This is a genomic window from Kitasatospora sp. NPDC004240 (genome assembly GCF_053603215.1).
In genome coordinates this window covers 20969-33466 of sequence record NZ_JBSGFD010000003.1, presented here as the reverse complement: position 1 = coordinate 33466, position 12498 = coordinate 20969, and the positions used below count along the sequence as shown (strand labels likewise).

The following is a 12498-nucleotide window of genomic DNA, read 5'->3' as shown; positions in this document are numbered from 1 at the left end:
GTTCTGTTGTCACCTGATGGTGTGGGCTGGGGCGGAGTCCACCCGCTCGGGGCCGGTGGTCTGTTGGGGTGGTGGGGTGAGTGAACGCAAGCCGTACCCGAGCGACTTGTCGGACGAGCAGTGGTCGTTGATCGAGCCGGTGCTCACAGTGTGGAAGGACCGCCATCGCTCGGTGAGCGGCCACCAGGGTTCCTATGCGATGCGGGAGATCGTGAACGCGATCCTCTACCAGAGCAGGACCGGCTGCCAGTGGGCCTACCTCCCGCACGATCTACCGCCGAAGAGCGCGACGTACTACTACTTCGCCGCGTGGCGGGACGACGGAACCGACCAGGTCATCCATGAAGTCCTGCGCTGCCAGGTCCGTGAGCGGGCCCGCCGATTAGAGGACCCGACCCTGGTGGTGCTGGACACGCAGAGTGTCCACGTGGCCGCCGGGGTGCCCGCTTCCACGACCGGACGGGAGCCGGCGAAGCGGGTGCCGGGCCGTAAGCGGGGCCTGGCCGTGGACGTGCTGGGCCTGGTCATCGCCGTCGTCGTCCTGGCCGCGAACACGCACGACAACGCCGCGGGCATCGCCCTGCTGGAGCAGGTCGCCGAGAACACCGGCGGCACCGTCGAGAAGGCCCTGGTCGATCAGGGCTTCAAGAAGCAGGTCGTCGCGTACGGTGCCACCCTGGGCATCGACGTCGAGATCGTCGAACGCAACCCGCACCAGACGGGGTTCGTCCCGCAGCCGAAACGCTGGAGGGTCGAGCAGACCTACGGGATCCTGATACTGCACCGGGGCCTGGTCCGCGACTACGAGCACCGCCCGTCTTCCTCCGCTTCCCGCGTCCACTGGGCGATGACCCAGGTGATGGCCCGGCGCCTCACCGGCGCGAGCACGCCCACCTGGCGCGAACTCCAAGCGGTGACGGCGTGAACCTCCAGCCCCTGCTCGACGCACTCGACATCCAAGAACACGCCGCCCAGGCCCTGGCCGACGACCTCCGCACGCAGATCGATGAACTGCAAGGCCGGCTGCGGGAGGCCGAGATCCACCTCGAACACCTCGCGATCACACGGAAGACCGTCACCGCACTCGCGGACCGGCTCCCGGCCGCCCCGCCGGACCTGCCCGAGCACCCGGACTACCGCGGCATCCTCGCCGCCTTCAACGAGGCCACCGGACCGTTACGGGCCCCCGACGTCTGCGAGGCCCTCGACCACGATCCGCTGCCGAAGAACATCGAAGGCACCCGCGCCAAGCTGAAACGCCTGGTCAAGCTCGACATCCTCACCGAGGCCGACACCGGCAGCTTCACCAGGAAGCAGTAGCCAGCCGAATTTCGCGACGCAGCAATCCCGTTCAGATAGCCCAGGGGAGACCTGTAGAGGGGTTGAGGCCCTGGTCCATGAGGTGGTTGTATTCGCGCCAATGTATGAATTGCATCGCTTCCTCGGTGAGGCCGGCGGCAGGGGTGCACCAGCGTCGCACGTAGGCGGCGAACCCGTCTTCGTGGACGGTGAGGGGGCCGCCGTCCTCGTAGAGGTCGGCGATGGGCCAGGCGTCACTGTCGTTGCCTGTCATCAGCCAGAACAGGTGAGTGCCATCCTCTATGAAGCCCCACCGCAGCAGCATGTCGGCACTTACTTCGGCAGGTAGCCAACGGGAGTAGAACTCGGGGGCCTGTTCCCAGAAGAGTTCGGCCATGTCGACCACACTGTCGCCTCCGGATGCGCGGTATGGCGGGGGTATCCACAGCGGGTCTCCGCCAATCCCGCCAGCTCCGTAGGTCTCTATGAAGGCGATGTAGTCCGAGGGCAGCCGTATCCCGAGCCGCCGTTCAGCTTCTGCTACTCCGGCCACATCATGAGGGGCTCCTTCGCTGCTTTGCCTGCATGGCGCGAGCAGGCCTGACAGCGCGCGTACGCCAGGGTGGCTGGACACAGAACCTCCGGTCGTTTGGTGTGCTGACCAGCCTACGAGTTCTCTCCGACAGTGAAGACGGAGCCGGAACGGGTGGGAGCGAAGCGGGCAACCCCATCGGGCCACCGGCCGCGGGCCATCGGATTCCGCCCGCACCCACACCATCAGGCGACGACAGAACACTCAAAGGCTCACGAACCGCCCTCTCATAACGGGAGTGATCAAGGGTCTCAGGAGCTCCCTGCGAGCCCCTGCCTCCCTACTTCGACCCCTAGGTGACGGGCGCACACTTCGTCCAGGACCGCATCGCGGCGGAGGGCGAGGAGGTCTGGTCCCTGCTCGAAGCCGGGGCCCAGGTCTACGTCTGCGGCGATGGCGCCCGTATGGCCCCGGCGTACGGGCCGCGTTCCACGCCCTCTACCTGAGCCACGCCCCCGACGCGCGGGAGGACGACGCCGAGACGTGGCTTCAGTCACTGATCGACGCCGGCGATACGTTCAGGGCGTGTACGTCGCTCGCTGAGGCACGAGGCGCCGGCACACGGTGACTTCGGCGGAAGGTGAGTGCGGGGGTGGTCGGCCGGGGACTTGTCGGTGGGACTCGCTAACGTTCGCCTCCTGATCATCAGTGCGAGGAGAGGGGCGGGGCTGTGCGGCGCTGGGAGTTCGTCGAGGGCGGCTCGGACAAGTTCTGGGAGGCCGCGGTCGACGGTGTCGCGGTGACCGTGCGGTACGGGCGGTCCGGTACGAACGGGCGGGAGCAGGTCAAGGCGTTCCCGACCGTGGAGGAGGCGCAGGCGCACTTCGCCAAGGTGATCGCCGAGAAGGAGCGCAAGGGCTACCGCGAGATCGGTGCGGGGGCGGGTACGGAGCCGGGTGCGGCGGCGGATCCTGTGCCCTTGGCGCAGCCCGGCGTGTCCGCGCCCACGGCCGAGGCCGCCGGTCCCGAGGACGAGGACGTCTTCGTCATGCCGGACGCCTGGCGTCGGGCCCTGATCCCGCGCCGGGGCGGCATTCCCCGGAAGCCGTCCGCGCTGGGGAAGGAGCCGGTGACCTCGTACCGCGACGGGCTACGGCAGATGGGTGACTGGCTGGAGCAGGCGCTCACCTCGGAGCGCAGTGACCCGGAGCTGGTCGCGGCCGCCCGCGCCCACCAGTCCGGCAGCCGGGACCCGCTCGGTGCGGCGGTGCTCGCCTCCGTGTTCTCGTACCGCAGCAACAACGGGGTCCGCGTGGCCGTGGACGCCTGGGTGGCGGAGTTCGGCCTGCCGTTCGCGGCCAGGGCGACCGTCGAGCTGTTCACGACGGCTGTCGAGACCGACTGGATCCACCAGAGGTCCGTCCACCCCCGCGTCCGGCGCGGGGCCGACCAGAGGCACGGCGGGTACCGTCCCGCCGCGGACCGGGTCCGGTCGCTGCTGGCGGCCTGCGACGAGGAGACCCACCGCGCGGCGGTCGAGGCCCTGGCGGGCTGCCGCAACAGCCTGACCCGCCTGGTGGTGGCGGCGTACCTGGTGCCGTCCGAGACCGCCTGGGTCGAGGAGTGCGTCGCGTCGAGCTCCCGTCTGGCCGCCGTCGAGTGGTCGATGTTGCTGTGCTCGCTCTCCTCGGCGGAACCGTTGGAGAAGCTCCCCCCGCTGCCGAGCCTGGGCTATGACGGTTGGTCCACCGAGATCATCGCGACCGTGGCGGAGGGCCTCGGCGGCGACGCAGCACCGGTGATGCTGCACGACCTGACCACCAGCTACCACCACAAGGACGGCAAGAAGCGGATCCTGGACGCGCTCGCCGAGCTCCCCTCCGACGAGGGCTTCCGGGGGCTACTGGCCCAGCAGGACGGCATCAAGTCCACCCGCGCCGCCCTCATGGCCGGTCTGCGCCGCTTCCCCCGGCGTGCCCTGCGCCTGCTCGCCGAGGCCGCGGCGGCCTCCACCGACCCGGCCGCGCAGCAGCTCGCCCGGCAGCTCCTCACCGGCCACGTCGCCGTCCACCGCGCGACCGCGCTCGAACTGCTGCCGGAGCTGACGCCGGAGCAGGCGGCCCTGGTTGAGCCGCTCACCGACCTCGGCGAGCGGGTGCCGGAGGTCGGCCCCGACTCGCTGCCGGAGCTGTTCACCAGCCCGCCGTGGACGCGGCCGCGCTCCGCCGGCAAGCCCCGCGTGTTGACCGGCCTCAGCGCGCCTCGGGAACCGCAGATGCGGTGGCTGCCGGGTGAGCGCGAGACGTGGGCGGCGACCTCCGAGTCCTGGTACACGAGCTGGTCTGACGACGACTGGCAGCGGATCGCGGCCACGATCCGGGCCAGGATCGGGCAACCCCACGACGCGCGGCTGCGCGGCGGACAGCACGCCGAGCTCGCACTGTTCGCGTACGGCGACGAGGAGTTGGCCCGGCCCCTGCTCGCGCAGTGGCGCGCCGGTGAGCGCATCTGGCACTCCGGGGACTCCCTGCGCCGGGTCGCCGCCCGCTTCGGGACGGACGCCGTCGAACCGATCCGGGCCGCAGCGATGGGGAACCCTGCCACGCACGCGCCCCTGCTGCTTCCGTACCTGGACGCCCGGGTGGCCGAGGCCATGGCGGACTGGCTGGTGCGCCTCAAGTCGGCTAGGAGCACCGCGCGTTCCTGGTTCACCCGGCACGGAATGGACGCGGCCCGGCTGCTGGTGCCCTCCGCGCTCGGGAAGGCCGGGACGGCCCGGCACGGCGCCGAGCAGGCCCTGCGGGTGATCGCCGAGGCACACGGCGCGGCGGCGGTGCGCGTGGTGGCCGCCGAGTACGGGCCGAAGGCGGAGGAGGCCGTGGGTGCACTGCTGTCGGCCGACCCGCTGGTGACCGCGCTCCCGGCGAAGCTGTCCCCGCCCTGCGACTGGACGGAACCGGTGATGCTGCCGCAACTGCTGCTGCGCGGCGGCGAGGGCGCCCTGCCCGCCGACGCGGTGCGGCACGTACTCACCATGCTCGCGCTGTCCGCGCCCAAGGCGTTCTACCCGGGCCTCGACGAGGTGGCCCTGCTGTGCGAGCCGCGGTCGTTGACGGAGTTCTGCTGGGCGGTGTTCGAGCAGTGGCGGCTGGCCGGCATGCCGGCCCAGGACGGCTGGGCACTGCACGCGCTCGGCCGGTTCGGTGACGACGATACGGTCCGCCGACTGACGCCGGTGCTCCGCGCCTGGCCGGGCGAGGGGGCGCACCACCGGGCGGTGGACGGCCTGGAGGTGCTGGCCGTCATCGGCACCGACGTGGCCCTGCTGCACCTGCACGGCATCGCACAGCGAGTGAAGTTCAAGGCGCTCAAGACCCGGGCCCAGGAGAAGATCTCCGAGGTGGCGGCCGGTCTCGGCCTGACCGGGGATCAGCTGTCAGACCGCCTGGTTCCGGACTTCGGGCTGGACGCTGATGGGACCACCGTCATCGACTACGGCACCCGGACGTTCACGGTCGGCTTCGACGAGCAGCTCAAGCCGTACGTGCTGGACGCGGACGGCGCCCGCCGCAAGGACCTGCCCGCCCCGGGGGCGCGGGACGACGCCGAGCTGGCGCCTGCCGAGCGCAAGCGCTTCGCCGCGCTCAAGAAGGACGTCCGCACGGTGGCGGGGGACCAGATCCGCCGCCTGGAGGAGGCGATGGTCACCCGACGCTCGTGGACGGCGCAGGAGTTCGACCAGCTCTTCGTCGGGCATCCGCTGCTGTGGCACCTGGTGCGCCGCCTGGTGTGGCTGTCCGAGACGGCCGGCACGGTGACGGCGTTCCGCGTCGCCGAGGACCGCACCCTGGCGGACGTCCGGGACGAGGCGTTCGCGCTGCCGGCCACGGCCTCCGTCCGGCTGGCGCACCCGCTCCTGCTCGACGACGGCCTCGCCGACTGGTCGGAGCTGTTCGCCGACTACGAGATCCTGCAGCCGTTCCATCAGCTCGGCCGCCCGGTGTACGCGCTGACCGACGAGGAGCGGGCCGGCCACCGCCTGACCCGCTTCGAGAACGGTCCGGTGCTGCCCACCGTCCGGCTGGTCGGCATGGAACGGCTCGGCTGGCGGCGCGGCGAGGCCGAGGACAACGGCGTCGAGCGCTGGCTGTCCCGCCGGGTCGGGCCCGATCTCTACGTGGTGATCGCCCCGGAGGAGGGCATCGCCGTCGGCATGTTCGACTCCTACCCCGAGCAGCGGCTGGAAACGGTGTGGCTCGACAGGCGCCCGGGCGACTACTGGACCCACAACCGCACCTTCCCGACCTTCGCCGAGCTCGACCCGGTGATCGCCTCCGAGGTGATCGCCGACCTCACCGAACTGACCACGCTGTGACCCCTCGCCACCTCTCCGACGACCACGTGGGATTGGCTGCCGTGACCACGACCACCCCCGAGGAGGATCGCCGGCGACCGCCCGCCGAGGTCTGAATCGCCGAGGAGCCGGCCGCGCTGCGCGCCGAGGACCGCGACCACCACCCGCCGAGCTGAGAGCCGAGCCTGCGCGCGGCCCGCCGGTTCATCGTCGGCGACGGGACGGCCGGCATCGCCCGCAAGGTCGTCGGCGACCCGGCCCTGGTCGAGCGCGCGTTGGTGACCCTGGCCACCAACCGCGGCCTGCTGCTGGTCGGTGAGCCGGGCACCGCGAAGTCCCTGCTGTCGGAGCTGATCGCGGCGGCGGTCAGCGGCACGTACCGGCTGACCGTGCAGGGCGGTGTGGCGACCACCGAGGACCAGATCAAGCACTCGTGGAACTACGCCCTGCTCGTCTCGGAGGGCCCCTCCACCCGTTCGCTGGTGCCCGCGCCGATGCTGCGCGGCATGGCCGAGGGCCGGCTGGTCAGGTTCGAGGAGATCACCCGCTGCTCGCTGGAGGTGCAGGACTCGCTGCTGTCCCTGCTCTCCGAGCGGGTGGTCGCGATCCCCGAACTGGACGGACCGGAGGGCATGGTCTTCGCCGAGCGGGGCTTCAACGTGATCGCCACCGCCGGTCGGCGAAGGACTGCGCGGACGTGGCGCAGGACCGGTCACGAGCACGCTCTGGCCTCGGTCCACCGCTGCCGTGACCTGCCCGGTTGGCCCCAGTCTCGGCGCGGGCAGCCCGGCGGCGATGTGATCGGGTTGCACATCGACACCTTCGTAGAATCCGGCCGACTGCAGCGGCCGGTCGAAGTCCACCGGCTCACAGAGCCCCTCGGCTAGCGCCTCCTCCAGCGAAGTGCGGTCGATGGTCTCCGCGACCTCCGTCACGATTCGGCCGATGCCCGTTCGGCTCAGCCCTGCCGTCTCTGGCCGGCTGGTTGCCGCGTTGGCGTCAGCGTGCTCTGCCACGGCGTTGCGCAAGGCCAGCACCACCGCCTCCGCTGCAGCAGGCAGCAGGCAGCAGGCAGCAGCCCGAGACGCTCGACCACAGCGGCACGCGTCTCCTGTTCCGCGACGCGCCACGGCAGCACGTAGAGACTGACCGCGGCGCGCCACGTACCGATCTCGGCCCTGCCGAGACCGGCCTGCTCAGCCTTCGTGTCAAGCGCCTGCAGCGACGGATGGCCACGCGGAAGATCACGCAAAGGGCCGGCCCCAGTCAGTGAACCACTCGCCATCGACGGGCCGTTCGAGGACCAGGAGCGGATGACCAGCAACCCCTGCCCTCGCGCTTCGCGTGCGCCTGAGCCATCGCGACGAGGTGCCTGGCGACATCGGATCGGACAGCCGAGCCGGAGCCTCAGCAGTCCGTACACAGCTTGTGCCGTGAGACTTTGCCAATTTCCGCCCACTCTCGTCCCGCCGATGCTCGAGCTCAAGGGTCGGTACCGGCCTTCGATGGCCGGCGTCATGTAGAGCCAGACTGTGGAGGCCGATCAGCAGTTGGCGGCGGCGTTCCTGATCGGCTCGCACCCAGGTCGGCGAAGACCCCGCCCGGCGTTCACAGACGAGGACTTCGAGGGCTGCGGAGTACTCATCGCCACCGAGGTAGTCGAACAGGCCTCGGCGCTTCTCCTGCCGGAGATCCTTCATGGTCTGGGCGACGTGCGCACCGCTCTTCTCAGGCCCGGCTGCGGTGGTCAAGGACGACGTCGCGGACAGCCAGGACTGCCTCGGGGACCAGATCGACTAGGGCGGGCAGGGCATGGTGCCAGTGGTCGCTGAGCATTACGTCCGTCAGCAGGCTCCGGGCGCGGGCCAGGCAGGTGTCGTCCACCGGGGACAGGGGTGCGAACGCCTCTATGCAGAACCGGACCTGCTTGAGCCAGCCGTCGGCCATCAACGGGGTCGTCAGCGCCGACCCGCGGAGCCCACCGATGGTCACCGCCAGCGCGCACCTAGTGGCGGCCCAGTCTTCGGGAGCCTCCCACACCTTCTCGACCCAGTCCTCGGCCTGAGCCCAATGCCCGTGTGCGGCATGGGTGAGGGCCAGTGTCCCGAACAACTGCGGCTCGAAGCTGTCCGCCCCGCAGCCGGACAAGTACTCGTCGACGTGCTCCTGCAGTCGGCGCGCCCGCTGCGGGAAGTCGCGCTGCAGGAGCAGACCGGCCAGTGCCAGGTAGCAGGGGTCGGACAGTCGCCAGAGCGCAAGGCCGAAGATCGGATCACCGTCATCGGCGGCCTGCCACAGCATGTCCAGCACGCGTTGCGTTCGCGGCGGGTCGAGCCGCCCTACCGTTGCGAGGAAATCGACGCAGCGGGCGATCTCGACTCCGGGATCCTCGGCTTCCCCGATCTGGTGTTCGTAGCCGTCCAGGAGGGCGCGGGCCCGATCGGGATCGTGGGACCGGAGCGCCGCAACGAACCCGCGGGAAGCCCAGTGCTCGCCCCCCGCCAACAGGTCCAGGACCGTGGTCAGCCGGGTCGACGGCCCGAGGTGTGCAAGGGCCTCCCCCACCGTCATCAGCGCCTCGGCACGCTTCCTCCCGCCGGACCCGTTGGTGTCGTCCTCAAGGTCTCGCCAGGCCTGGCCGACGAGTTCGTCGGCGCCTGAGTCGTCACCGCTCTCGTGGAGCCGGACCGCCACCGCCGCATGTGCCCAAGCCCGCTCGAACGGACCGGCGATCGACTGAGCTTCACGGCGGGCTGCGGTGAAGTCTCCGCAGGAGGCCAGCGCGTCCGTCAGTGCCGCCTGCCGTTGATCGGCCAGCCGGTCGTGATCGCGGGATGCTGTCCGAGAGGACGCCTGAAGCGCCTCCTCCGCGAGTCGCAGCGCCTGCTCCCAGTCCTGGACGAGGGTGTGCTCCGCCATCGCACAGAGCGCCCTCGCCCGTTGCCTGGGGTCCGGGATCAGCTCGGCCCAGCGGCTGGCTTCCCGGAGGTCCCCGGATTCTGCGAAGGCTCGGCTGACCTGGGCGAGGACCTCCGCTGGTGCTTGGCCGGGCGCGAAAGCGTTCTTGACCACCGTCTGGGCTCGCTCTCGCACACCCGCCCAAGCCCAGCCTTCGGCGACCAATGCCCACATCGGCGCCAGCCAGTGCGTCAGAGAATAGGAGCCTGTTCCCTCCGCCCGGCGAACCCGCTCGGTGAGCAGTTCGTCGGTAGCGATCCGGCCCACGAGTTCTTCGGCTTCGGCGACCTGACCGGTGCGGATCAGCGTCTTCAGGAAGGACAGCATACGGTCACTGTCGAACACGTCCGACGGCTGGAGCGACGCCGTCGCGAGCTCGGCCGCGGCGCGGGCCAGTCGGGCGGCGGCCACCGGATGTGTCGCGAGGAGAGCGTCGGCTGCCCACGCGAGGTCGAACGACGGGCTGTGCTGAAGGAGCGCTGTGTCGAGAGCCAGCGCGACCTCCTGGTCGATACGCTCCGTCAGCTGCGTGGCGCGCGCCGGATCGGCCTCGGCATGGGCAGTGGCCAGGGCCGCCAGGAGGCGGATCCGGGCGACCACCGGCTTGTCCTCGAGCGTGGCCTCGGCGATGGCCAGCGCCTGCTCGGCGAGACATGGATCGAACGGTCGAAGAGCCTTGGCCACAGCGGTCAGGGACAGCGCGGTTCTGAAATCCCCCCGCCGCAGCTTGAGCCCGGGCACCAGGTGCTCGGCCTCCTCCTCGGACTCGTACTCGCTCCACGGGAACACCTCCTCCTCCGCCGCCGCCACGAGCGCGAAGGCCGCCACTCCCTCGCCCGCGGTGGCCAGTGCGACGGCACCCGCGGCGAGCAGGTCGCGCCGGTAGAGGGCCTCGGACGGCGGGTCGTAGGGCCCCACGTCCGCAGCCAGCCGCTGGACCTCACGGACCAACTCGCCCACCCGTCCGTCGCCGGCCTCGGCCAGCACCTGCGCCACACCGACCAGTGCGTCCAGCCGCCCCGGACCGGTCATGCTGCGCGCCAGACCCTCCGCACGGCGCGGCTGCCCCAGGCGAGCGACCATCACGGGCACCTCGGGTGGCGTCGCGCTGTTGCGACGGGACACCAGCCCGTGAGCGGCGGCGAGAGCGGCCAGCCTCACCAGGTCCGGCGTGACCTGGCGGCCAATCAGCTGCCGCACCGCGGCGATCTCCGCAAGAGCTGGCTGGTCGCTGCCGGTCACCGCGCGCAGCCGGTCGTGGCGGCGTGGGTCGGTGGCGAGGTCGGTGGCCAGCGGCGCGTCCTGCTCGCTGACAGCCAAGCGGCCGTACTGGCGCAGCAGATACCAGGGGCTCTGCGGCGGCCAGCCTGCGGCGCGGTAGCGCTCGGCCCAGGCGTGGATCCGCTCGCGGTAGGGCTCGAGGTCCGGCCCGAAGGTGTCGAGGGCAGCGGCGAACAGCGTCTCGTGCGCGAACATGTATCCGCGCACGAAGGAGTCCCCGGCCCGCTCGCCGCGTTCGCGCAGGATCCGGCCGAACGGGCTGTCCAGCCGCGCGCGCACCACGAACTGCTCACGCCCCGTCAGCTCGCGCAGGTCGGCGATGGTCAGGGTGCCGCGGGCGGCGGTCAGCAGACCGAGGATCTCGCGGTCCACGGTGTCGCCTGCCAGCGCCTGGCCGAGTTCGTGGCGCGCGTCGTGCTCGACGCCGAGGGCGGAGGCGGTGGCGACGAGCCGGGTGACTGGGCAGTGCCGCAGTGGGTGGCCGCCGGGGACGTCGGAGGGAAGGCCGGGGCTGGAGCGACTGGTTACCAGAACGCGGACGTTCGCAGGCGGGCGCTCTGGGAGCAGTGCGGCGATGCTGGACCGCGCGGACCGGTCCTCGTCGAGACCGTCAACGACCAGCAGAAGGGTGGCGCCGTCGCGAGCCAGGCGCGCCGCCGCGTCGCGGAGTAGCTGCCGGCGCTGCCAGTCGCGGTCGACCGGCGCGCTACCCGGATCGGCATTCTGACCGGTGAGTGGCGTGAGTTGACGGATCATCTGCTCGGTAAAGTCGGCGCTGTCAGTCTGGCCAACTTGCCGAGAGGTGACGAAGAAGCAGACCGGGACGACGCCTGGCGGCGGGTACAGCGCGAACCAGGCGGCGAGCGTGGTCTTGCCGGACCAAGGCGGTCCTTGAAGCCAGCGGTACGGTTCGGCGCCGGCGCAGAAGTCGACGAGTTCGGCGAGTTCGGCGGCCCGGTCGTCGAGTCGGTCCGGGACCAGGTCGTGGAGCAGGGCGCGCAGGCCGGCGGCGGGTCGACCCGCCACGGCCGCGTGGCTCGCGTCAGGCAGCTGGAGGGGGTCGATCGCGGCGCCCAGGAGCCCGGACAGGGCGTCGAGTTCACTCGCACCGAGGTGTTCGACCCAGCGGTCCACCCGGCTGGCGGCGAGCCGCCCTCGGCCGTCGCTCAGGTGGTGCTCGCGGACGATCCCGACGAGGAGCCCGTTGCTGAGGACGGCGGCCCCGGACATGCCCTCCCAGGGGGAGCCGTCCGGGGTGGCGGCGGGGGCTGCCACCCGTAGGTCGAGGGTGCCTTCGCGGCGGTTGGCGAGTGGGGAGCAGATCGCCTGGACGTGTTCCAGGTCGCGGTAGCCGGTGCCGTCGGGGTCCCTGCGGAGCTTGAAGCGGGGGAAGCCCGCCGCGCTGCAGTACAGGGGTGCGTCGTGCTCGCCGACCCGGCCGTAGGACACCGTGCCGTCGCCGCCGGGTTCCGCGAGTGTCAGTACGGCGAGGTCGATGCCCCAGTGGGCGAAGACCGTCCGTGCCTCAATCGTCCGCTCGTCGGGGCGGTCGGCGTCGAACCGCACCTCGACGCAGGTGGCGTCCACGACAACGTGCGCGGCCGTGAGGACCTTTCTAGGGGCAACCAAGTATCCCGAGCCGCGCCGACGAGCACCACCGGTGAGCTCAACGATGACCTCGGCGACCCGCTCGACTTGAAGCCCCGTCATCTACCTAGCGCTCCCGATCCACCTCAGCGCCGGAGATCATCACCGGAACCCGGACGCCGCCTGGGGCCGGGGCGCCGCCGGAGACCAGGGCGGGCTGCAAGGTGAGGGTGATCTTCTGGGTCCGGGTGTGCGTCAGCTTGCCGTCGGCGCCTGCCTCGGCAACCCAGAAGCGGACCTTGCCGTTAGCGCCAGCCGCCTTCTCCACGGCCACGGTCGCCTCGATCTCGATCGTGCCGAGCTCAAAGCGCACCGCCTGCCCGTCGCCGCCCGCGATCGCGGCATTGAGCTCGCCCCGCAGTGCTGCGATCATCTCGGCCAACTCGATCACGTATCCCCCTCGTTCATCTGCACTGCTACCGATGCC

At 71.1% G+C, this 12498-nt stretch carries 7 protein-coding genes and 1 pseudogene; 5 read left to right on the top strand and 3 right to left on the bottom strand.

What is annotated here, in order from left to right:
- The first annotated feature begins 76 nt into the window (after positions 1-76).
- Together ACWEQL_RS01455 and ACWEQL_RS01450 are read left to right on the top strand one after the other, a co-directional pair.
- The gene (locus tag ACWEQL_RS01455) at positions 77-925 is read left to right on the top strand and encodes an IS5 family transposase (RefSeq protein WP_452148079.1); all 849 of its coding nucleotides are present in this window, start codon (positions 77-79) and stop codon (positions 923-925) included.
- Positions 922-1320: a hypothetical protein gene (locus ACWEQL_RS01450; protein ID WP_452148078.1), complete on the top strand. Its 399-nt coding sequence runs from the start codon at positions 922-924 to the stop codon at positions 1318-1320. Before ACWEQL_RS01455 ends, ACWEQL_RS01450 begins: the two co-directional genes overlap by 4 nt.
- Before the next feature lie 31 nt (positions 1321-1351).
- Here the strand turns inward: ACWEQL_RS01450 and ACWEQL_RS01445 are convergent, their stop codons facing one another.
- Positions 1352-2077 carry an SMI1/KNR4 family protein gene (locus ACWEQL_RS01445; RefSeq protein WP_452148077.1) on the bottom strand — a complete coding sequence of 242 codons (726 nt, stop codon included), beginning with the start codon at positions 2075-2077 and terminating at the stop codon, positions 1352-1354.
- A 110-nt stretch (positions 2078-2187) separates the two neighbouring features.
- Here ACWEQL_RS01445 and ACWEQL_RS01440 point away from each other — a divergent pair, with 110 nt between their 5' ends.
- The 3 genes and pseudogenes from ACWEQL_RS01440 to ACWEQL_RS01430 form a co-directional block, all read left to right on the top strand.
- Positions 2188-2337: a hypothetical protein gene (locus ACWEQL_RS01440; protein ID WP_452148076.1), complete on the top strand. Its 150-nt coding sequence runs from the start codon at positions 2188-2190 to the stop codon at positions 2335-2337.
- A 224-nt stretch (positions 2338-2561) separates the two neighbouring features.
- Positions 2562-6206 carry a WGR and DUF4132 domain-containing protein gene (locus tag ACWEQL_RS01435; protein ID WP_452148075.1) on the top strand — a complete coding sequence of 1215 codons (3645 nt, stop codon included), beginning with the start codon at positions 2562-2564 and terminating at the stop codon, positions 6204-6206.
- 95 nt (positions 6207-6301) lie between these two features.
- A pseudogene (locus ACWEQL_RS01430) lies at positions 6302-6868 on the top strand (ATP-binding protein); the annotation flags it as partial.
- 1045 nt (positions 6869-7913) lie between these two features.
- Here ACWEQL_RS01430 and ACWEQL_RS01425 read toward each other — a convergent pair.
- Positions 7914-12134, bottom strand: coding sequence for a trypsin-like peptidase domain-containing protein (locus ACWEQL_RS01425; RefSeq protein WP_452148074.1), 4221 nt, complete (start codon positions 12132-12134; stop codon positions 7914-7916).
- 4 nt (positions 12135-12138) lie between these two features.
- On the bottom strand, positions 12139-12462 hold the full coding sequence (locus ACWEQL_RS01420; RefSeq protein WP_452148073.1) for a trypco2 family protein: 324 nt from the start codon (positions 12460-12462) through the stop codon (positions 12139-12141).
- Positions 12463-12498 lie beyond the last annotated feature (36 nt).

Coding starts and splice junctions, on each gene's coding strand:
- ACWEQL_RS01445 (WP_452148077.1), bottom strand. CDS start 2,077: ATGGTGTGGGTGCGGGCGGAATCCGATGGCCCGCGGCCGGTGGCCCGA.
- ACWEQL_RS01425 (WP_452148074.1), bottom strand. CDS start 12,134: ATGACGGGGCTTCAAGTCGAGCGGGTCGCCGAGGTCATCGTTGAGCTC.